The organism is Natrinema sp. DC36 (assembly GCF_020405225.1).
Lineage (GTDB): Archaea > Halobacteriota > Halobacteria > Halobacteriales > Natrialbaceae > Natrinema.
The window spans coordinates 239,491-261,475 of the sequence record NZ_CP084472.1 but is presented as its reverse complement, the minus strand read 5'-3'; the positions used below and the strand labels follow the sequence as shown (position 1 = coordinate 261,475).

General features: G+C 61.4%; 26 protein-coding genes. 24 read left to right on the top strand and 2 right to left on the bottom strand.

Translation table 11 applies throughout. The annotated features are described in order from the left end of the window. Nucleotides 1–397: 397 nt before the first annotated feature. The 24 genes from LDH74_RS01410 to LDH74_RS01295 all read left to right on the top strand — a co-directional run bounded on the left by LDH74_RS01410 (nt 398) and on the right by LDH74_RS01295 (nt 21,266). Nucleotides 398–949: a helix-hairpin-helix domain-containing protein gene (locus LDH74_RS01410; protein ID WP_226040857.1), complete on the top strand. Its 552-nt coding sequence runs from the start codon at nt 398–400 to the stop codon at nt 947–949. Nucleotides 950–962: 13 nt separating this feature from the next. After that, the gene (locus LDH74_RS01405) at nt 963–2,315 is read left to right on the top strand and encodes a phage terminase large subunit (protein ID WP_226040856.1); all 1,353 of its coding nucleotides are present in this window, start codon (nt 963–965) and stop codon (nt 2,313–2,315) included. 18 nt (nt 2,316–2,333) lie between these two features. Then, nucleotides 2,334–3,800 (top strand): phage portal protein, encoded by a 1,467-nt coding sequence (locus tag LDH74_RS01400; RefSeq protein ID WP_226040855.1) that lies wholly within the window; start codon nt 2,334–2,336, stop codon nt 3,798–3,800. 3 nt (nt 3,801–3,803) lie between these two features. Next, a complete protein-coding gene (locus LDH74_RS01395) occupies nt 3,804–4,907 on the top strand; it encodes a phage minor head protein (RefSeq protein ID WP_226040854.1) in 1,104 nt (367 codons plus the stop codon). Nucleotides 4,908–4,995: 88 nt separating this feature from the next. Then, entirely contained in the window at nt 4,996–6,357 is a 1,362-nt protein-coding gene (locus LDH74_RS01390) for a hypothetical protein (protein WP_226040853.1), read from the top strand. Nucleotides 6,358–6,367: 10 nt separating this feature from the next. Beyond that, nucleotides 6,368–6,856, top strand: a complete 489-nt coding sequence (locus tag LDH74_RS01385; RefSeq protein WP_226040852.1) for a hypothetical protein — start codon at nt 6,368–6,370, stop codon at nt 6,854–6,856. Nucleotides 6,857–6,867: 11 nt separating this feature from the next. Then, a complete protein-coding gene (locus tag LDH74_RS01380) occupies nt 6,868–8,016 on the top strand; it encodes a DUF2184 domain-containing protein (RefSeq protein WP_226040851.1) in 1,149 nt (382 codons plus the stop codon). 9 nt (nt 8,017–8,025) lie between these two features. After that, entirely contained in the window at nt 8,026–8,196 is a 171-nt protein-coding gene (locus tag LDH74_RS01375; protein WP_226040850.1) for a hypothetical protein, read from the top strand. After that, on the top strand, nt 8,189–8,536 hold the full coding sequence (locus tag LDH74_RS01370; protein WP_226040849.1) for a hypothetical protein: 348 nt from the start codon (nt 8,189–8,191) through the stop codon (nt 8,534–8,536). The genes LDH74_RS01375 and LDH74_RS01370 overlap by 8 nt, the downstream gene beginning before the upstream one ends. A 3-nt stretch (nt 8,537–8,539) precedes the next feature. Further along, nucleotides 8,540–8,899, top strand: a complete 360-nt coding sequence (locus LDH74_RS01365; RefSeq protein ID WP_226040848.1) for a hypothetical protein — start codon at nt 8,540–8,542, stop codon at nt 8,897–8,899. 6 nt (nt 8,900–8,905) lie between these two features. Further along, complete coding sequence (locus tag LDH74_RS01360) at nt 8,906–9,217, top strand: hypothetical protein (RefSeq protein ID WP_226040847.1); 312 nt, start codon at nt 8,906–8,908, stop codon at nt 9,215–9,217. After that, the gene (locus tag LDH74_RS01355) at nt 9,207–9,347 is read left to right on the top strand and encodes a hypothetical protein (protein ID WP_226040846.1); all 141 of its coding nucleotides are present in this window, start codon (nt 9,207–9,209) and stop codon (nt 9,345–9,347) included. Before LDH74_RS01360 ends, LDH74_RS01355 begins: the two co-directional genes overlap by 11 nt. Continuing rightward, entirely contained in the window at nt 9,344–9,721 is a 378-nt protein-coding gene (locus tag LDH74_RS01350; RefSeq protein ID WP_226040845.1) for a hypothetical protein, read from the top strand. Before LDH74_RS01355 ends, LDH74_RS01350 begins: the two co-directional genes overlap by 4 nt. Continuing rightward, entirely contained in the window at nt 9,721–10,104 is a 384-nt protein-coding gene (locus tag LDH74_RS01345; RefSeq protein ID WP_226040844.1) for an HK97-gp10 family putative phage morphogenesis protein, read from the top strand. The genes LDH74_RS01350 and LDH74_RS01345 overlap by 1 nt, the downstream gene beginning before the upstream one ends. Next, entirely contained in the window at nt 10,101–10,601 is a 501-nt protein-coding gene (locus tag LDH74_RS01340) for a hypothetical protein (protein WP_226040843.1), read from the top strand. Before LDH74_RS01345 ends, LDH74_RS01340 begins: the two co-directional genes overlap by 4 nt. A 19-nt stretch (nt 10,602–10,620) precedes the next feature. Next, on the top strand, nt 10,621–11,103 hold the full coding sequence (locus LDH74_RS01335; RefSeq protein WP_226040842.1) for a hypothetical protein: 483 nt from the start codon (nt 10,621–10,623) through the stop codon (nt 11,101–11,103). Between the two features lie 4 nt (nt 11,104–11,107). After that, complete coding sequence (locus LDH74_RS01330) at nt 11,108–11,254, top strand: hypothetical protein (RefSeq protein WP_226040841.1); 147 nt, start codon at nt 11,108–11,110, stop codon at nt 11,252–11,254. After that, nucleotides 11,254–11,553, top strand: coding sequence for a hypothetical protein (locus tag LDH74_RS01325; RefSeq protein ID WP_226040840.1), 300 nt, complete (start codon nt 11,254–11,256; stop codon nt 11,551–11,553). The genes LDH74_RS01330 and LDH74_RS01325 overlap by 1 nt, the downstream gene beginning before the upstream one ends. Before the next feature lie 2 nt (nt 11,554–11,555). Further along, entirely contained in the window at nt 11,556–12,047 is a 492-nt protein-coding gene (locus LDH74_RS01320; protein WP_226040839.1) for a hypothetical protein, read from the top strand. Nucleotides 12,048–12,225: 178 nt separating this feature from the next. Continuing rightward, nucleotides 12,226–14,625, top strand: coding sequence for a phage tail tape measure protein (locus LDH74_RS01315; protein WP_226040838.1), 2,400 nt, complete (start codon nt 12,226–12,228; stop codon nt 14,623–14,625). Then, entirely contained in the window at nt 14,622–15,743 is a 1,122-nt protein-coding gene (locus LDH74_RS01310; protein ID WP_226040837.1) for a hypothetical protein, read from the top strand. Before LDH74_RS01315 ends, LDH74_RS01310 begins: the two co-directional genes overlap by 4 nt. A 43-nt stretch (nt 15,744–15,786) precedes the next feature. Continuing rightward, nucleotides 15,787–17,283 (top strand): hypothetical protein, encoded by a 1,497-nt coding sequence (locus LDH74_RS26620; RefSeq protein ID WP_305082470.1) that lies wholly within the window; start codon nt 15,787–15,789, stop codon nt 17,281–17,283. 6 nt (nt 17,284–17,289) lie between these two features. Then, entirely contained in the window at nt 17,290–18,537 is a 1,248-nt protein-coding gene (locus LDH74_RS01300) for a LamG-like jellyroll fold domain-containing protein (RefSeq protein WP_226040836.1), read from the top strand. Between the two features lie 2 nt (nt 18,538–18,539). Continuing rightward, nucleotides 18,540–21,266 (top strand): hypothetical protein, encoded by a 2,727-nt coding sequence (locus LDH74_RS01295; RefSeq protein WP_226040835.1) that lies wholly within the window; start codon nt 18,540–18,542, stop codon nt 21,264–21,266. 7 nt (nt 21,267–21,273) lie between these two features. On the opposite strand, the gene LDH74_RS01290 is transcribed toward LDH74_RS01295, so the two are convergent. Together LDH74_RS01290 and LDH74_RS01285 are read right to left on the bottom strand one after the other, a co-directional pair. Beyond that, nucleotides 21,274–21,684: a hypothetical protein gene (locus LDH74_RS01290; RefSeq protein WP_226040834.1), complete on the bottom strand. Its 411-nt coding sequence runs from the start codon at nt 21,682–21,684 to the stop codon at nt 21,274–21,276. A 93-nt stretch (nt 21,685–21,777) separates the two neighbouring features. After that, entirely contained in the window at nt 21,778–21,972 is a 195-nt protein-coding gene (locus LDH74_RS01285) for a hypothetical protein (RefSeq protein WP_226040833.1), read from the bottom strand. Between the last annotated feature and the right edge of the window lie 13 nt (nt 21,973–21,985).

Below are 21,985 nucleotides of genomic sequence, written 5' to 3'. Positions count from 1 at the left end.
GTTCATAAGATGACTCGTCATCGCTTTCGTGCCGCTCGATCGCAACCGACCAACGTGGGGCATCAGCGATAGGGAGCGTGATGTCCCAGGTGCCTTCAATGACGGCTCCCTGGCCAAATGCAGTTGCAATAAGGTTGACGAGATCGTCTTCGAATGTATCCGTTATATCAGGGGAAGATGGAGGTTTCATGATGCAGGATGGAATTGCTGCCCCAATTCCTATACGGTTCAGGCTTGGCAGAGGGATAATGTTGTCTCTTACCTCTGTATGAACAGAAATCCCGCTCTCACCTCTGAATAAAGAGACCGTACTACTCTTCTTGTTAAAGCACTCGAGGCGTCCCTTCCAGCGGAGACGGCACGGGAGTTCGAACGAAAGTTCCAGTAATAGAATCCTATGACTGATGAACTAACAGAGATCGATGGTGTAGGTCCGGCGATCGCGGAGAGTCTTCGCGACGCCGACTTCGAGACCGTCGACGACGTCATGACTGCGAGTGCCGACGAGCTAGTCGAAGTCCACGGCATCGGCGAGAAGTCTGCCAAGGACATCCTCACCCGAGAGCCCGGCGCCGGTGGCCGCGATCCGAAGCTCACGCACGAGGTCCAGACGTCGATCGCGAACATGCTCCAGCAGGGCCACTCAGTCGCTGCAGCCTGTCGGTGTAACGGGATCGGCCAGTCGACGTTCTACGAGTGGCTCGAGAAAGCAGACAAGCAGGGAGAGGGAATCTACGCGGACTTTGCGGACGAGGTCGCGAGCGCGCGTGGGATGGGAGAAGCAACCCTCGTCGACGATCTCCTCGAGATGGCTCGGGAGAAGAAGGATACGAAGGCCATCCTCTCAGTACTGAAGAACCGATTCCCAGAGTCCTGGGGAGAGGTCGAAGAGGGCGACGAAGGCAGCACAGTCGAGGTGTTCCTCACCGCCGACCGCGAGCAGTCATAGAATCCCATAGCTCATGGCAGCGTCCTCCTACACCGATCAGTTCCCCGAGCCGTCTCACTCGAGATATGGGCGGGGCGAAGATAGACAGGCAGTTCGGCCCTACTACCACCAAGACACGGACGTCGCTCCACAAGAGGAGTTCCTCGCCGGGCCCGAAGGGCTGGCACCAGTCCAGTCCGAAGCACGGAACCACGCCTTCGTCTCTGGTCTCGGCGCCGGGAAGACCGCAGCCGGGATCCTCCGATCAGTAGCGAACGCAGAGCAGTGGAACCCTGGCGAGCTCGGGATGATCGTCGCGCCGACAGTCCCCGCACTGAAGAACGCGATCCTTCCCGTGATGCGAGAGTTCGGTCTCCTCGATGCGTGGGAGTATCGTGGGAAGGGCTCGGAAGAACCCGGTATCCATACACCGAGCGGCTCAAGGATCATCCTCGAGAGTGCTGACAACGATCGCAAGATCCAGCGCCTTCGTGGCCCGAACCTCTCGTGGGTCTGGATCGACGAGGCCGCAGCCGTCTCCGAACGAGCGTGGGAGGTCCTTTCCGGACGTCTCCGAGTCGGCCAGTACCGCAACGCGTTCGTCACGACCACTCCCAAAGGAAAGAACTGGGTCTACGAGCGCTTCTACGCTGACCAAGATCGCGACGTCCACCGGTCCGATCCGTATGAGGTTGTCACGGCGAACGGGACCCACGGCGTCTTCGGTGTCCCATCGTGGCTCAACCCTCACAACCCGGACGACTACATCGATCGGCTCGACGAAGAGTACGAGGGTGAGTTCTTCCGCCAGGAGGTCGAGGGCGAGTTCACGAAGTTCGACGGCCTCGTCTACTCCTGGTTCGACGACAACGACCACATCCTCCGGGACGATCCGAGCCCCGACGAGTACGACGAGTTCATCTACGGTGTCGACTGGGGTCACGGAAACCCGATGGTCGGGCTGGCGGTCGGGCGGGCCGGCGACGCCTACCACATCGTCGATGAGTTCTACGAGACCCGCTGCACCAACGACGACCTGAGCCGTGAGCTCGAGGAGATGCAGGATCGGTGGCGCGAGGGCACGGTCTACTGCGACCCTGCCGAACCGCGCTCGATCGAGGATCTGTCTCGAGACGGATTCCACGCGAAGAAGGCGGACAACAGCGTCACACCCGGGATCCAGAAGGTCTCCGAGGTGCGTGACGAGTTCCAGGTTTGTGAGATCTGCCAGAACGTGATCAACGAGTTTGATCTGTACCAGTACAAGGACGGCGGCGACTCTGACGACCCGCTGAAGCAGAACGATCACGCGATGGACGCGCTCCGATATGCGATCCTCACGCATACTGGGCCCGACGATGGCCAGAGCGGCAGCGGAACTTGGTAACCAGACACCACGATCACCATGAGTGACACATCTACCGACACCGACGAGACGGACGGCTCCGCCGGCGACGGCTCGGACGCCGAACTGGTCGCACAAGACGACGGGTTCTCGGCCCGGCAGGAGTACCAGATGCGCCTCGCGTTGGCGCAGTCCCTCGGAGAGAACCTCCCCGGCGACGAGGACTACTACGAGGTGTTCAACTGGGATAAGGATCCGAGCGTCGAGGACTTCTTCGCCCTCGCACTCCGGAACCCGTACGCCTACGCCGTCACGTTCCTCCCACCGTCGACCACGTGGCGCGATCCACCGAAGATCGACGACAAGGACGATCCTCGAGGCGACGCCGACCAGACAGAGTTCGAGAGCGACGTTCAGGACCTCATCGATGACCAGAACCTGTGGCACTACGCGAAGCGGGCCGACAAGCTGGCCGGGATCGGGAAGTTCGGTGTTCTCGTCCTCGAGTTCGACGACGTCGACGATCCCGATGGCTTCTCGAAGACCGTCGATGAAGGCGCCGAACTCACTGGACTGCGTCCTTTCTCGAGAGCGTCGGTCGATGATGTCACGGTCGGTGGTCCTGGATCCGGGCGCTGGAACGAACCGACCGAGTACACGCTGGACTTCAGCGACGAGAATGAGGTCGAAGGCGCTTTCGAGCATCAGGGCCCGGAGACGCTCGACGTCCACTGGCAACGGGTCATCCACATCCCGAGCGAGGAGCTCCTGGACGACGAACTCAGAGGTGTCGAACGGCAGAGGCCAGTCTACAACAACCTGATCGATATCGAGAAGACGCTCGGCGCCGCCGGCCAGCTCGTCTATCGGGCCGCTGCGTGGGGCATCCACATCAACATCTCGGATGAGTTCAACCTCGAGGACAACGGCGACGACCTTCGCGAACACCTCCAGCGCTGGCAGCACGGCCTCGAGAATGTCCTCCGGACTCAGGGCGCCGACGACGTCAAGAGCCTCGGCGGCGAGGACATCGATCCGCAGCCGGTCATCGATCCGAACATCGAGGCGATCAGCGCCCAGACGGGCCTCCCGCAGTCCGTCCTGAAAGGTAACGAGAGCGGCGAACGTGCCACGACGCAGGACCTCAAGGAGTGGTACGGGAAGATCGCTGAACGACGCAACGAGTTCGTCGAGCCGCAGATCGTCCATGCGATCATCGACCGGCTGCTGGATATCGGCTCGATCACCGAGCCCCAAGGCGGCAGATACGAGGTCGACTGGCAGCCGCTGGCGGAGATGTCCGAGTCGGACCAGGCAGATATCCGCAAGACCCGGGCCGAAGTCCTCGAGACGTGGATGCAGGTCGCGCCGGGCGTCCTGACTCCCAAGCAGCAACTCGGGTTCATCGAGGATGGCGATCTCCCGTCTGACCTCGAGGGTTCCGACCTGCCGGATCTGGACGAAGCCGATCCGGAGGTCGAAGCACAGTTCGAAGCGCAGTTCGGTCCCGTGGAGGCCGATGACTGAGACATGAGCAGCGCCCCTTCCTCGGACGGTCACCGACACCACCTGCATGCTCAGCAGGAGGATCCGACCAAGACGAAGACGATCCGGCAGACCTACGCTCGCCGACTTCGCGCGGCGTTCGGGCGGATCAACAGCACGATCCGCGACGCCGTCATCGAGGAGGACATCTTCGGTCTCCGGAGCGACGATCTCTCCGAGGCGCAGGTCGAGGAGTTGCTGGACACGTTCGCGTCCGCGGGTCGCGACGTCGAACTGCGGGCGGCCGACGACCCACCAGACCTGAGCACGGTCCCGCCGGGCGAGCGCATCGAGCGCTTCCGGGAGTGGCTCCAGACCGCACAGGAGTCGGAGGTCCTCGAGGTCATCGATCGCGACGAGAACGTCTGGGTGCGCCGGGCGTACGAGCGCGGCATCGAAGACGCTGACACGAACCTCCGGAAGGCCGGCCTCGATATCGAGCCGACCGATGCTGCAGCGGCGCAGCAACTGGTCCAGATGCCGGTCCACGAGCGGAAGTTGCACGTGCTGTTCGCTCGGAACTACGCCGAACTCGAGGGCATCACCAACGCGGTCGCCCAGCAGGTCACACGGGAGCTCGCCGACGGGATCGGCGAGGGAGTCAACCCGACCGTGATGGCGCGGCGGATCACCGATCGCGTCAACAAGATCGGGAAGACGCGGGCGACGGTGCTCGCGAGGACCGAGACGATCAACGCCCATTCTCAGGCGACGGTCGAGCGCTACCGGCAGCAGGGCGTCGAGTCGGTCGGCCTCGAGCCCGAGGTCCGGGTCCAGACCGCCGGCGACCAGCGTGTCTGCGATCAGTGCGCTTCCGTCGCCCAGCGCGGTCCGTGGGAACTCGATGAATTCGAGGGATCGACAGACCAGCCACCGGTTCACCCGCAGTGTCGCTGCGCGGTGATCCCGATCGTGAACGAGGCCGCGGCGGCGGCACTCGAGGCGCACCCCCACGAGTTCGTCACGATGCTTCGGGCTGGCGCGTTCGTCGACGAGTCCCGTGAGCGCTACGAGGCGCTCGCGTCGACGGACGGCGCCGGCGCCCAAGAGCTGGTCGCTCACTTCTCACCAACTCAGATAGCAGCGTAGTTCCGGGACCGATGACCTCCGTACAACACCACGCTCGCCGCGATCAGAGCGGTCGGCGTGAGGGGCGAGGGCCTGGGCCGATGTAACCATGAAGAACAACGATATGCATGACCTGCGGGTGTCGGCCCGAACGGCCCGGCTAACCGCAGCTATAGACGACGATGACGAGGACGAGGACGGCCCGCCGTGGCGGTTCTCCGGTATCGCAGTCGCCGCCGGTGACATCCTCCATATGGACGACGGGACGCGAGTCCTGATGACCGCGGAGGAGCTCCGGAAGGCCGCAGAGAGTCAGGCCGACGAACCTCTGACAACGGACCACCCCGCGGACGACGAGGGGCGACCGCAGTATCCACCACCGACCGACGAGACGATCGGCAAGGTCCCGAAGGCCGGATGGATCGACGACCAGCAGGCCGTCGGCTACGAGGCGAGTACCCACGACGAGAACGTCGCGAAAGGCGTCCGTGGCGAGAGCTACGACGTCTCGGTCCACCCGAGATTCCGTCTCGGCGAGTTCCGTGAGGACGTTCAGGCCTACGTCGGCGAGGACATCGAGTTTCTCGACCTCTCCGTGGTCTCGAAGGGCGATAGCCCATCGAACACTGCGAAGTGGGGCCCGAGTCAGGCACTGGCGTCCTACACCGAAGAGACGGACATCGGTTCTCAACTGACGGCCGGCGACGGCTCGGGCACCGGTCCCGATTTCGAGGACTCCCCGAACGGCGCGATCGGCGCTGCGGTTCGTGGGACGCTTCAGGCGATCGGGTTCGATATCGGTCGATCGGACGACCTCGCAGGCGAGAACGGAAACCCACTTCCGGAACCGTCTGACCTCACGGCGAACAGTACCGACACTGAAACGACGGGGGCGGAATCCCCCACGGACGACCCAGATCCAACTGACATGGACGACAACACTCGAGAGCAGTACATCACGTTCCTGACCGCCAACGCGGACTTCGACAAGGAGTCCCTCGAGGCGATGGACGACAACGTACTCAACCAGACGTACGAACTCGCCGCCGAGAACGCCGCCTCCGATGGCGGCGATGGCGGCAGCAACGACGACCCCGACAACGGCGGCGACGACAAAACGCTCGGCGACATGACCGTCGACGAGCTCGGCTCTGCGCTCCGAGATCAGGGCTTCGTCACCGAGGACAACGCCAGCGATCTCGTCGCACAGGCTCAGGAAGAGGCCACGAAGGCGCAGAAGGTCGAGGAGATCATCGCCAATTCCGACCAGTACGAGGAGGACGACCGCGAGGACCTCATGGCCTCGGCAGACACCCTCGTCGATAGCGAGTACGATCGCGCTACCGGCAAGAGCGGCATGGGGCTTCCCGGCGCGGCTGGCCTCACGGCATCCGCGGCGGCGGGCGGTTCCAACGACAACGGCGCCGACGAGGACCCCGACGAGTACGGCACTGGGGTCGCGGAGAACTGAGGTGATATAGATGACGCAACTCAACACGCAGATGTCGGTTCTCGCACAGACCAACGACGCCGAAGACTACGACGACGACGAAGCGCTCGAAGCGCTCAACCCCGGTCAGGGCGTCGTTCGCGGGGCTGGCGGCTACGCGGCCGCCGGTGCCGACTCGAAAACCAAGCGCGTCGTTCGCGAACAGCGCAACCCTGGCAGTCGTGGGGTCGGGACGAATCAGAGCCCGCTGGAGATCTCCTACCCGGCGGGCTCGAACGTCGAGACGATCGGGTTCCAGAGTCACGACGAGGCTCGCCTGCTCGTCGCCTACGCTGACGTCGACGCCGACGGTACCGACGACACCTACACCGAGGGCACCGACCTCGGATGGAACGCCAACGGCAACCTCGAGACGACGGCTGGCGCACCGACCGAGGCGGTCGCGACGATCGCAGACGAAGATGGTATCACGATGAGCAGTGGTGACGATCCGACCCATGTTCTCGTGGAGTTCTACTGAGGTACTCATTCATGGCAACTGACAACGTTACGCAGCACGAACCGGAGATGGCCGAAGAGTTCGAAGGCGCCTCGCGTCTTCACGAAACAGCGCTGTTCAACCCGGTCAAGAACCAGCGCGAGCAGGCGTGGAAGCAGATCCGTGCCCAGTCCCCGATCGGCCCCGACACGTGGAACGACCTCGACCAAGCCGTCGGGATCCACCAGCCGTCGGCGGAGCTGACCGCCGACTCGGCGATGCAGGTCGACTCGTGGCAGGAGTACGCAGAGACCATCCTCGACGACCAGTTCGTCCAGTCGACGGTCATCGACCAGCTGGTCGGCGCCGGCTTCGGCGTCAGCGCGAGCCTCTTCCGCTACGCGTACTTCGACCGCCTTCGCGCCGGCCGACTCGAGGCTGACCGGACGATGAACGCTCGTGCGCGCAGCACGCAGGAGCTGCCCGCCAACGGGCTGCACGGCGTTCCGCTCTGGATTCACCACGTCGACTACGAGTTCGACAGCCGCGAGGTCCAGAACGCGATGCAGTTCGGTGACGATCTCGACACCAGCGTCGGTCAGGAGGCCCGCCGGGCGCTCAACCGCTCGGAGCACAGTCTGCTCTGGAACGGCGAGGGCCGCGAGATCCCGACCGAGCGCGGTACCCTCATGGTCTCCGGGCTCGACTCCGACGAGGACCTCATCCTGCAGACCAGCGGCTCGAACGGCTGGATCAACAGCCCGAACGAGATCCTCTCCGACTTCAAGGAACTCCACGACACCGTCGAGAACCAGACCGATGTCATCGACGAAGACGATGTCCCGCTGGTCTCCGAGATCGGCGGCTGGCTCTTCGTTCCCCGCGCGCTGTGGGGCGAGGTCGACCGCGAGGACTACGAAACCTCCACGACCGACGAGCCGATCATGGAGCGGCTCGAGCGGAAGTACCCGTACCTCAACATCGTCCCGGCGCCGCGCCTGGACTCGGACAGTGCGATCCTGATGCTGAACGATCCGCGGTACTTCCAGATGGTCGTGGCGCAGGGCGTCACGAACACGAACTGGGAGGTCGACGGCGGCTTCGGCCTGCGTAACAAGACGCTCTCGAGCCGGACGCCGTTCATCCGCCGCAGCCCCGACGGCGTGCGTGGCATCGCTCGGATCACCGGCATCAACGCCTGAGGTGTCTCGATGGCAGACACTGAAGCGTTCGGCGATCTGGCAGAAGTAATCGACATCCTCGACGCAGAAGGGTACGACGTTGTCCGGGACGTTCACGTCCGCGAGGAACGCGTCGGAAGCGAGGATCAACTAGTCGCGAACCTCCCGGTCGTCCTCAAGGAGAGTGATCATGATGAGTGAACAGACAGTTCGAGTCCGCGTCGCCGGCGCACAGTTCCGATTCGATCGCGAGCAGTACACTCGCGGTGACGAACTCGAGGTTCCCAAGCGGATCGTCGGACGTCACCCGCGGACGCTCGAGATCGTCGCTGACGAGGACGACGGCAGTGACGAGGCCGATGACGTCGACGAACTCGATCCGCACCCCGCGGACCTCACGGTTGGCGAGCTCGAGGATCGCATCGAAGACGTCGAGGATCCGGAACTGATCAAGGCGATCAAGAAGGCCGAAGAGGAGAGCAAGAATCGGGAGACTGCGAAAGACGCGATTGATGCCCGGCTGAACGAACTCGAGGGGTGACGGATGTCCACCGCTACGCCGACGGATGTCCGCCTCGAGATCGACACGAAGCTGGCCGACGAGAAGATCCAGAAGGTCATCGATCGGAAGGCACGCGACATCAATCGCGACGACGGCGTCGCTGGCCTCGGCGACCAGGTTCGGACCGACCTCGAGGCCGTGCTGGCAGCGCTCCACATCGCTACGAAGCTCGATCGGGCGACTACCAACGAGGAGGTCGGCAGTGCCCGGAAATCCTACGAGGAGTCGATGGTCGACGAACTCCGTGCTGATGCGCGTCGACTCGGTGCAACGGATGAACTGCTCGGAATCGGTGCCACAGACAAGACGGCATCGATCACTGTACCGGACACGAGGAGTTGATCCACGATGGCCGAGAAGCGCATCCGGCAGACTCTCGAGCCGAATCGTAACCGAGAGTTCATCGTCGACGGCGAATCCATCGCGTTCGATCGGGGCGTCCAAGTCCGACCGGTCACCGAAAGCCGGGCTGAAGTGCTGCTCGATCACCCTCACCTCGAGCTCGACATCGACCTACCAGCGGACTACCGCGATCTCCAGAAGATGGCGGCACGGGCCGAGTCGGATACGGTCAACGGAAACAGTTCCAGAGACGAGATCGTCGATCACCTCGAGGGCCTGCCTGCTGAGAAACTGGAGGGGCTAAGAGATGATCTCTGACAGGATCACTGTCTCGATCTTCGTGAAGACGTACACGTTCCCTCGTCTGAGAAAGATTGTCGCTGTCGCCACAGTCGAGGGCTCCACAGACCCGTTCGTCCTCTCCAAAACCGTAGGTGAGGGCAGATGAGGTGGCTGTCTGGCTTCGAGACCCATCAGGCGACGATCACCGGCGACCGTCAGACTGGAACGGAAGACGACGGCTACGGCGGTACGAAACCCGTCACGGAGACCATCACCGTCTTCGAAGGCTGGATCCGGTACGAGTCGAACGGCGCAGGTCTCGCGAGGGACTTCCAGGGCGAGCGCTCCGAAGACGAACCGGTCGTCTTCATCGACGGTGTTGACGCGGTCAACGACTTAGGATCCATCAACATCCGCGAGGATGATACACTCGAGATCGACGGCCTCGAGGGAACGTTCGAGCCCCGTAACATCGAGCCGCAGTTTCTGGATGGGTCCGATCCGGCGATCGTCCTGCTGAACCCGGTGGAGGTGTCCTGATGGAGTTGGACTTCGACTTCAAGTCAGGCTTCGCGCCGGAGGACTTGGATGATAGTCTCGGCACACTCCTGGAAGAGGGGAACGATGAGCTCGAGGCGCGTGTTCAGGAAGTCGCTCTCGAGACAGAGGCCGATGCTCGCCGGCGTGCAGCCGTCGACACGGGCAACCTCCGGGCTTCGATCGAGCACGAGGTCGAGTCGAAGCGTGACTCGGTCAAGGCGACTGTCGGAACGAACACCGAGTACGCTCCCTTCGTCGAGTTCGGGACAGTCCACCAGGAAGCGCAACCGTTCCTCCGGCCGGCGGTTGATACGACCCTGCGTCGGTACGAGCCCAAAGTGATCGAAGCGGTCTACAAGGCCGTACGGAGTGCGCAACGATGACCGATCAGGACCTCCGGAAGACGCTCGAGGACGTCCTGACCGACCTACGATCGTACGATCCACTGGTCACGAAACTGGAGGGCCTGAACCCGACAGCGCACGGCCAGAACGCGATCCAGTTGTCCAACGAAACCAGCGACCCGTTCGAGAATCCCGTCGGGGCAGAGGACGACTTCAACGTGGTCGTCGTTCCGGGCGTGATGACGGAGACAGGGTCGTTCCAGCACAAGACGAAGCAGTCGACGTTCCGTATCCAGGTCGACGTCGGCGGCCGCCTCGCATGGCGGAAAGACATCGATGCAGAGGCTGGGTCGTTCGCCCAACTCGAACTCGCAGAAGTGCTCGGTCTGGTCGGCGATCGGATGGACACGGCAGCCCCGGTCGATGGCGGGTCTCCTGGCGGATCGGATGGCTCGCCAGTGCCGCGAGAAGACGACGATGGATCGTTGACGATCAGCGAAGACTGGTTGCTGAGTGTCGCACAGACAGACAACTAATCAGACGGAGACCATTCAAATGGCAACGAACAAACTTACCGGCGCGTTCGTCGAGATCGTCAAAGTTACCGATCCCGATGGAACCGCCACGAAGACGACGCTGAGTTTCACGACTGACGATGTCGAGATGACGGTCGACGAGGATTCGGCCACGGCAGACGGCCATGCAGATCGCCGCCGAATCCGCTCGAGGACGTACAACGAAGCTGCGGTTTCGCTGTCCTCGTTCATCGAACCCTCGATGGAAACGCTCGAGGAGATCGGCCTCATCGACCCAGACAACGACGGCAAACTGCAGTTCGACGCGGAGAGTCGGACGTGGGATGCCTGCTTCCTCCGCGTCTACAAGAATGAGGAGGATACCGATCCCGCACTCGTCCACCGCTACGACGAGGTCGAGTGGCACATGCCCGATGGGGTCACGTACCCTTCGGACTTCGCCACTGCAGGGATCGAGGGCTGGATCCACGGGGACATCTTCCTCGACTACACCGAGGCGTAGATAGATGCCTGACGCAACGATCGGCAGGGAGCGGACTGGCCGGGTCAAAGCCACGGTCACGAACGGCGCTCCCTCGGCAACGATCAGCCGTGAGGCAGCGGGCCGCGTGACTGCGACACTGGACGTCCACAGACCAGGTGAAAGCGCATGATGACCGCATACGAAGGCGAGGATGTACCGCTCACGATCAGCTACGAAGACTCGGACGGTAACGCCATCGACCCCGATGACCAGGACACTTCGGGCGATCCGGACGCTGATGTCACGGTCGTCGACACTAGCGACGACACGGAAGTGATCTCGGCGCAGTCGATGACTCACGGATCGACTGGAGAGTTCGAACACGTCTGGGACACTGCTGGGGCTGGAACCGGCACGTATCGGGTCGAGGTTACAGCTGAGTTCTCGTCCGAGACGAAGATCGCCAAAACGGAGATCCAACTCGAGTAATCATGACGACCGCAACAGTCACGAACCCAGACGAACGCGAAGAGCTGCTCGAGCAGGCCCGCGACGAAGTCCAGGAGGAGAAACAGAAGAAGGTCGAGGTCTACGGCCAGGCGCAAGAACTGTTCGACGCCCGGTCCCGGGACACGTTCACGATCGAGCGCCACGGCGTGGAGATCGAGTTCCTCTACCCGGACCCGGAGACTCAGAAGGAATTCGAGGACCGACAACAGCGCGTCCTCGAAGGCGCACAGTCGGGCGCTGATCTGTTCGAGTTGCTCCAGGAGGCTCAGGTCGGACTCGACCAGATGGAGGCGACACTGTCCGACCATGCCGTTGATCCGTCGTTCCAAGACGCTGCTGTCTGGCGTGATGGGCTCGGATTCACTGACGACGAAGTGGGTGAGCTCTATCAGGATTTTATGGCGCTTGGCGAGGCAGAGACGCAATCTCAACAGCTCGAGATGTTGCAGAGTCTCATGTCGGACGATTCCTAGATTGGCTCAATCGGGAACAACACATTCGTCCGAGCGAGTTCTTCGAAGATCTCGACGAACCGCAGAAGACGTTCTGGATCCAGCGCTATAAAGAACACCAGCAGGAGCAGCAGCAACTCAGCGATAAACTCCAATTTTGAGCCATTCTTTCGATGAACGTAAAACGAGCGATTAGCACATGCCCACGATTTCAACACTGACAGCCGTGCTGAACCTCGATCAATCGGGGTTCCGTTCGGGAGTGGAGGATGCACAGAACGATTTGGATGGTCTCCAGGGCCAGGCTCAGAAGACGGGGAAGAAGCTGACATCCGCTGGGAAGACGATGACGGCGGGGATCACGGCCCCACTGATGGCGATGGGGGCGCTCTCTGCCCGCACAGCAGCTTCGTTCGACCAGAACATGCAGAAGTCCATCGCGGTGATGGGCGACGTCGACGAGGCGATGCGCGAAGACCTCGAGCAAACGGCTCAGGAGGTCGCGAATACAACCACCCACAGTGCAGACCAGGCCGCTCAATCGTACTACTACCTCGCATCGGCGGGCCTCGATGCACAGGAGTCGATGGCAGCGATGCCACAAGTGGCTGCATTCGCCGAAGCCGGGCAGATGGACATGGCTCAGGCAACGGATACGGCGACGAACGTCATGTCCGCGTTTGGGTATGAAGCCGACGAAATGACCGAGGTGACGGACACGCTCACAGCCACGGTCAGCAACCATAACCAGACGATGCAGGATATGAGCTCGGCGATGAGTAAAGTCGCCCCTGTTGCCTCCTCGCTCGGCTTCTCGATCGAAGAGACGTCTGCCGCGATCGGGCAGATGGGGGATGTTGGTATCCAGGGCGAACGTGCCGGGACCGCCCTTCGGAACGTTATGTCCCAGATCTCTGACGAGGGGTCCACTGTAACCAAGAAACTCGAGGGAATGGGGGTTGCGACACGCGACTCGCAGGGCAACATCTTGTCCCTCACGCAAGTCCTCGCGAATATGGAGGAAGCCGGCGTTGGGGCCGGGGACGCCGCCTCGGTCTTCGGGACCGAAGCCGGACCTGCGATGGCTGCACTCATGCAAGAGGGCAGCTCCGCACTTCAGGAAAATACCGATCGTCTTCGAGAGGCGGAGGGTGCGACGAAAGACATGGCGACAACACAGCGCGAGACCCTGAACGCTGAACTGTCCATCGCCAAATCGAATCTTAAGGACGTCGGAATCGCCATTGGATCGCAGCTACTCCCGATGCTTTCGTCGTTGACTAGGTACGTCAAAGGCGCTTCCGAGAGGTTCCAAGGGCTGAGTGATGGGCAGCAAAAAGCGATCATCGCGGCTGTTGGTCTATTAGCAGCACTCGGCCCGGTCCTCATGATGGCGGGGCTAATGGCGCAGTCGATCGTTGCTCTGTCCGGGGCCTATGGTGTTCTGACAGCATCGTCATGGGGCCTCTCTGGGGCCCTGTCTGGCGGAGTTGTTCCATCAGCGATAGCCGCGAACGTTGCCCTCGGCCCGATCACGGTCCCTATTTGGGCGATTATCGCCGCTATAGGAGTGCTCGTAGCTGCTGTCGCAGGGCTATATTACGCGTTCACCAACAATATGTTTGGAATTAAAGACAAGACCTACAGCGCGCTCTCTACTGTCAAGGGGTGGTTCGATGCCGCCCCTGATTGGATACTCGCACTGCTCGGGCCGGTTGGGTGGCTCTATAAAGGTTGGTCTGAGAACCTCTTCGGGATCCAAGATATCACCGGCCAGGTCTTCGACTGGATCGGCAACAAAATCGATTGGCTGATGAAGTATATCGAGAAGATCCCCGGGATCGGTGGGGACGGTGATGGTGGGCCAAGTATCGAAAGTCCAGATGAACCGGACCCGCCCGATTCAGAAGACTTCGATAATGGGGAGCTCAGCCAGGAGAATTTCGACCCTGCAGAGGGTGAGGATGGAGACTGGGAAACAGAAGGCGAAAACGCTGGCCAAGAGTTCGGCTCCGGATTCCAGAACGGAGTCGTTGATAACCTCCAGACCGGCGATATCGAAACCCACCTCGAGGAACGGCTTTCAGAACTCGAGGAACGGAAATCGAACGTCTACGGCGAAGAGTATACAGAAGCCCGCGAAGAGGCGCAAAGGGTCGAAGAGCAACTGGCCCAAGTCCGTGATGCTGAGAATCTTGGCGAGGTTGAAACTGAGCTTGTTGTCGACGTCGCCCGATCCGAATTAGAGTCTGAAGAAGAGCGGTCCACTCAACTCGAGGACGTCCGCGCCCAGCTCAAGGAAGAAGGGTTCGAGATCGACACAAGCAGCGACAGTAACGGCACTTCGATGTCGTCGGAGGACATCGACAAACAGTCGGTCGAAAAGATGCTCGCCGAAAGCAGCGACGAGGGTGGCCAAGAGAGTGACCTCGCGGCGAAGTTCGACACGCTCCTCGAGAAACACGACCAACTCAGAACAACGGTCGAAACCCTCCAACTCATCGTCGAAATGGACCTGAACAGCCGTGAGTTCAACAAGATCATCGACGAGCGCGCGGAGGCGAAGGCTAAAGAAATCATCAACGGGACAGGCCCATGAAACTACATACGCTCGAGTTCGACGACGACCAGGTCGGACAGATCGACGTCGGAGCCAGTCCCGATGTCGCTAACCAGACACAACTTGATGATCGGGGCTCGGCGACCATGCTCACCGGGCCGACACCGACGATCGGGTTTACGATCATCTGCGACGGTCCACGAGGGCGGATCCGGGCGAGTGAAGCCGAGCACCTCCTCTCGCAGCCGACGTTCTCTCCGGTCGCGGTCTCGATCCCAGCCCAGCCCGACCTGGAAGGATACTACGCAGCCTCGAGCGTCGATCGCGACGTCCGCCTGTCACAGGACGACGACGATGATCACCACCAGGTCCCGCTGACGCTGTCTCGATCAGGGACGGACCAGTCGCACTTCCGCATCCTCGAGACGAATCCGAACGAAGATATCGACCACGAGTTCGGCAACGACACGACGCTCCAGGTCGGTATCCCGGCGGCCGCGAAGAAGACCCAGTGGTTCAACCCGGAGGACGAAATGCGCGACCTTGCGTCGCCAGTTGAGACTCGCAGCGCCGAGGGCGGCAACATCGAGATCTTCGACATCGCCGACGGCGAGGCTGCAGTCGGGACGGGGGAGCCAGCACTCATCTACCAGCTTGATCTCGAAGCCGACGGCGATTTCGACGTCCACGTTTTCGATACGCAGGGATCCGAGACCGAAGACGACTGGGTCAAGATCTTCTCACCGAAAACCGGCGTCGACGAGATCATCCTGGATACGAGCCTCCTTCGGCTACGTCTCGACGAGCCTAACGGCACACTCGAGGCCGAGGAATGGGACTCCGCGACCGACGCCTGGGCGACGGTCGGCCTCGAGGGAGCGCAGCCGTCGACGGTCACGCTGTTCGACGTCGACCTCATGGACGTCGCGATGGTTCGCGATCGCGCCCAGCTCACGTTCGACGTCGACGGTTCGCTGTTCGCGCTGAACGCGAACCTCAACCGCGGCTACGACGCGGTGCAGTTCTCGATCCCCGAGGACGAGACCGGCCCCGTTCCGCAGGCGCTTGAGGACTGGCTCTCCCCAATCGCGTCGGCATCGGTCGTTGATCCGCAGCCGGCGAAGGGGCTCGTTGCCCGCAACAACGTCCGCCGGTGAACCGCTCCAGAACCGACACCTCAGTTTTCGGTACGATACTCCAATGACATTCAATCCCAGCATCGCAGACGGCGCACAGTTACTCGACATCGTGCAGTACCAGATGGCACTCAACGGCTACCATCTGCTCGATCCCGATGGCGCGAGTGTCGATCCCGGCAGTAGCAACCTCGCGGTCGACGTGACGATCTCGGCAGAGGCTCGTCTCGGTGGGCCGGCAAAGGCCGTGAGCAACGCCTCCGGGGTCTCCCTTCCCAGTTCTGACCCAGACAACCCGCGAAAGGCGCTGGTCTATCTGGACGGCACTGGGGCGGTCCAGACGCTCGGCGGCTCTCCCGCTGCAGCCAGTCCGTCGAACGAGCAGGGAACGCGGACCGGATTACCGACGGTCCCCATCCCCAGCGGCACGTTCATCCCGCTCGCGGAGGTTTGGATCGGCGCGGGGGTGAGCGATATCTCGAGCAGCGATATCTCGAGCCGACGTATCCCACTGGCCCAAGGACAGGGGTCGGGGCTCAATGCGGATCGGTTGCAAGGCAGTCCGCCAACGGCGTTTCAACCACCGATGTACGGCGATGGGCGTGACGGTGCAATAACCCGGAGCAGTAATACGACTGAGAGCGGAGTCGTGTCGGCCACGACGTACACTATCAACGGCGGTGTGACCGTCGAGGCAGATCCGGCAGATGGCGTTGTAGTCATCTTCGCTTCAGACAGGATCGAGATCAATGGAACTCTCACCGCGACTGGCGTTGGCGCATCCGGGGGCGCTGGAGGTTCAGGTGGATCGGGTGGAGCTGGAGTCGGATCTAACAATATGGACGGGAATGACGGCAGCTCCGGCGATGATGGCGCTACCGGTGAGGCGGGGCGATGGTTCGCTTCCGGTGGTGCCGCTGGCGGCGGTAGCGGTGGTGCCGGAGGTGTAGATCCCAACGAGGGAGGTACTGGCGGTAACGGAGGCGGAGGGACCTCGAACACAACGGCTACCAGCAATATCAGTGCTGATATCACCGTTCCGTATGTTGGTTCGTTTGACGATATTTTGGGACTCTCCGTTTTAGCTGGAGGCGGTGGAGCAGGTGCGGGAGGTGGAGGTGGGGGAGGTTCCGGAGGCTCGGATGAAAATAACTACAGTTCCGAAAGCGGGGGTTCAGGCACAGATGGTGGAGCAGGAGGTGACGGCGGAGGTGTGGTCTTATTAGCGTCTCCAGAAATCGTCATCAATGGCGACGTTTTGGCTCGTGGTACTGACGCAAATTCCGGCGGCGATGGCGGTGATGGAGGTGGCAGTTACGGCGGTGGAGGCGGTGGAGGAGGCGGCGGTGGAGGCGGTGGTGGAGGCGGCGGGACGGTGATCACGGTCACCGGTGCCCTCAACGCTTCGAGTTCAGCCATCGATGTGACGGGCGGGGACGGTGGGGGTGGCGGCTCCGGCGGATCCGGTGTATACTCCGGTGGGGAGGACGGGACGGGTGGACAGAGCGGGAACGCTGGCGAAAATGGACACGTCTTCACTTTCGGAGACTCTCTCAACTAACAACCAATGACCGAATTTACGTGGGGCGGATCGCAGCCGGCGACGTGGGGTGGCTCACAGTCCGCGACGTGGGGGGTATCGCAGCCAACTGCTCCGACAAACGTCTCGGCGACTGTTGACGGTATTCGGACGGTCGTAATCGAGTGGGAGTTCACAAGCAACGCTGACTCCGCGATCGTCGAACGCTCCCCATTCGGTTCAGGTAACTGGACTGAGGTGGGGACAGTCGCTTACCCCACGACGACGTTCACCGACGACGATCAGTCGAAACTCGATGATGAACGCTATGACTACCGAGTGATCGCGAGCAACTCGATCGGGTCGTCTGACCCTTCAGCGGGTGTCAGTTCGGACCGGTTGCCACTCCCGCCAGTCGAGGGGGTCGCAGTCGATGATATCTCTGGACGTTCAGCCACGCTCTCGTTCACGGACCCATCGAATAACAAAAACGGGTATCGGACCCTCCTCAAGAAGCCGTCTGACGGGTCATACAGTCAGGATGGAACCGATATCGAACCGCAGTACGCGCTTGAGTTCCCCGGAGATGGAAGTGAAGTTACTGGACCGGGTGACTGGTCCTCTATCGGGACTGGCGATTATACAATCGTTGCAGTCGCTCGATGGGACGATCTTAATCGGGATGGTGCTAATATTGGCTCATCTGTATTCAGAGACAACGGTAGTAATGTATATTCATTTAATATATACGCAGGGGGTGGAGGGATAAAAGCATGGGATAGTGCTGGTGGAACTGGAGGAATTGGATGGGGTTCTGCTCCTGAAGGTGAAGTAATTACAGTAGCAACAAGAAGAACCGATGGTTTAAGAGAATTATATGGTGATGGATTGGTGCGGGATTCTGATACCAGCACCACGGATATCTCATCCACCGGCGGATACGCCATCGGAATCTCTGAAGACAATGTAGATAGCAAATCCCTCGATGGAGCGGTTGAACGAGTAGCCGTCTTCCCCTATTCCCTAACCGACGAAGAGATAGACGCTTTCAGTGAAGGAATAATGCCGGATGGCCCATCTCCGCTCCTTCATCTTGGAATGAATGATGGTCCGCCATCCGCAATTGTCACGGATACCTCTGGAAATGGGAATGATGGGTCGGTGAAAGGATCCCCAGAGTGGGCCGCACCGCTTTCGCCGATCCGCTACAAGACAACTGAACTCCTCGATGGTCAGCAGTACGATGCGACTGTCGAGACGTTTACCGCGACTACCACAGTCAGAGAGGACCAATAGCCATGCCCGTCACGTTCACAACCGACGTTCCGGACATCGACTCGCTTTCGCTGGACGCAAGCGTTGCAGAGGAGATCACGGCAGCGTGGAACGCTGATCTGAACAACGGAGAGTACCGCCTCGAGCTCCGCGACGACGATCCGAGTGGCGATCATCCACCATACGAGCTCGAGACGACGGTACCGTTTAATGGTACACTCGAACATACGATCGCGAACATCCTCGGAGGCGAGCAATATTCGGTTCGGGTGCGAGTCCAGACTGAATTCGTGACAGGAGAGTGGATGGCCGCTGAGGAGATCACGAAGCTTATCGCGTCGGATTCGATCACGTTCGACGCAATCGCGGAGACCTCGGTGGGCCTCTCCTGGTCCATCAACAATGACTTCCGCGGGAGCCACCAGATCTTCCGGCGGCGGGCCGACTACGACTACGACGGACAGGGCCGGCTGGTCGGTTCCGTTGGCTCTGACTTGAATTCGTTCGTCGACGACTCGGTTGCACCCGATCGGGAGTACGATTACGAGGTCCGAACACTCACTCAGTGGCAGTATGCCGACAGTGAGTCGGCGTCGACGACCACCGACTCGATTGGGCTCAAACAGCACACTGTCCCGCCGCGAGGCTGGCACGCTGAGGTCGACCACCCGAGCGGGACGCCACTCACACCGCAGGTCCTGGACGGCGCCGTCCGCCGGCCGACGATCAACGGCTATCCGCGTGTCGAGATTCCCGTCCCGTTCCGCGATCGCTGGCACGCCGAGGCATTTGACGACGCGCCGCTGCGGGTCTGGAACGACGGCGATCGCGAACCGATCGAGGTCCTCGAGCATCGCAGCCTTGAGGAGGGATCGGGCTCGAAGCAGACTGTCCTTGAGGGACGTGGCGGGACGCAACTTGATGACCGCGTCGTCGAGGATGTCGACATCCAGCCGACCCACGAGTTCGTCAGGTATCTTCTCGACACCTATACCGATTACAACTACACTGTCGACGACCCGCAGGCCGACCAGGAGCCAACCACACTCCAGACGGCCGACACCAACCTCGAGCTCAATCAGGCCGTCGCCGAGGCCGTCCGTGATGCGCTCGCCGACGACACGATCCCTCTCGAGTTCACCGACGACGGCCGGATCAACCCCCTCCAGACCTGCGAGGTCGTCGTCCTCTCGGGGGGCAACGCGGACGACCAGTACGTCGGCGGGGAAGCTGGCGAGGCAGCGACGGTGGTCTCGTTCGACGGGTTGGACTACACCATTCCCTCTGGAGAGGTCGGGGTCGCGGTCCGCGTGGGTCTCATCGGGAGCGACCCGCCGACGCTTTCGTTCGAGTTCGGCGGGACACTGCTGACCGACACCTACTCACCGTCCTCGAGGTCGTCCCCGGGCTGGTTCGAAGTGGGCGCGTTCCTCCCGTCAGACTACAGCTACGACGGCACCAGCACGAACCTCCTCGTCGATATCGTCAGCAGCGGCAGCGACAACTATCCGATCGACGTCGCCGTCATCTTCGATAAGCGCTATCACGATAGGTCGGCATTCGACAACGACGTCCACGAGCCCGGCGGCCACCTCGACTCGCCGACGGAGTACGCCGAGACCATCCCGATCGACCTCGAGGTGATCACGACGCCACTCGCGATCTCGGACCTCTCCCTCGAAGTGACGATGGCCGACGGCCAAGCCGCTCCCGAACTCGCCCTCGGCGAGAACGGGACCGAGACGTGGAACACGGCGACAGATACGACCAGCCACTCGATTACGTACTCGGAGCTCGCGACGACTGCCCGCGGCCGCGTCTCGGTCGGTTACGACGACACGCTGAGCGCTCGCGACGCCACACCACGATACGGCTATGAACCCCAAGCACTGGACTCGCTCACTCTCGAGGCGACGCTCGATAGCACTCCAGTTCTGACGAATCGTTCGTTCGATGGCAAGCTGATCCAGGTAATGCGCGAAGTCTTCGGTATCGGGAATTTTGTGTCCGAAGCTCGCTGGGAGGATGGCGGGATAACGATCGAGGTGACCCAGCTGGGCCAGCGCGAGGCCAGCGTCGATCCCGATATCGCGGACTACTCGATCGATCGCCAGACCGAGGACGTCGTCGAGCGGGCGGTCGTCTACGGCGGGGCCCAGCAGATCACGCGCCAGTCGGTGACCGTTACGGTCGGCTCATGGGTCGACCTTCCGTTCCCCGACACTCGGATCGTCGATGGGAAAGAAACCATCTACGACGGCAGCACGGAGTACTCTCGAGGTGACGACTACGGAATTAGATACACCACACAGGACGGGCAGCCCCAGATCAAGGCGTTGTCAGGTGGCTCGCTCTCGGATGGGCAGACGGTCTCGGTCGACGCCGAGGTCAAGCCTCGAGGCGAGTTCACGGCGGGCGACGTCGTTGACGAGACAGATGCGAAGACGCTCATCGAAGATATCCCCGGGCTGGCCTCGAAGCAGATGTGTGATCAGGTCGCCCTCTTCGCCGTCGAGGAGACCGGCGACGCGATCGTCGATGCGAGCGTAACCATCCCGCACGACTCGGTGGAGTGGTCGCTCGTCGACGCGATCGATCCGGACCGGTTGCCCGGCGATGGGCCATGGCAGGTGAACGATATCAGCCCTGGAGAGAGTGAGACCTCTGTCGAATTAGGGAACGGGCAGTCTGCAGATGAGTTCCTCGAGGAGGTCAACGACCGGACGAAGCGCAACAGTGAGCGAGTGTGACTCCGTATTACCCCATCGTCTCTTGGATCCGGCCAAGATATTCAGACTCGGAGAGCTCGTCGTCCATGAACTGCTGAGCCCAGTCGACTTCGATCTGGAAATAAAGGACCGTCTCCTCGCCTTCGTAGCCGTAGCCGGTGAGCGGGAGATCCAGCCCGTTGTCGACGTTACCCGCGTATGCGCCGGCGACGATCTGGAGAGCGCGATCGTTGGAGCCGGCCGGCGTAAAGTGGAGGTGAAACGTCCCGTCGTTGATCTCCCAGTTGTCGACGCTGGTAGCGGATTCCTCGTCGACCGCGTCAGCTGTCTTCTCAGCGTAGACCTCATCCCGGTTCTCGTTGGACGCCTCGCTCGAGCAGCCGGCGAGGATCGTCGAGAATGCAACTCCACCCCCCAACAGCAGCTTCCTTCGGTTCATATCCTTCCAATTGGATAGTTTCGTGATACGTGTTTCGGGCGTAAACACTCGCCATTCTGCTCTGCCAATAAAAGAGATATTCCGCAATCGCGATTATACCACCATCGCGATCATCAGGATCACGATAATGGCCCCGATAGCTTTTAGGACATCTTCGAACAGCGTTGTTCGAGATCTCCCGTAGTTCCCGTTCGATCGGCGTGGTTGCCCCAGGACCTTATCGGCTCCCCCGAGTACAGCATACGCCGCCATGAGCAGTAACACGCCGAAAATGATTGCTCCTATCATTATTCTCACCTCC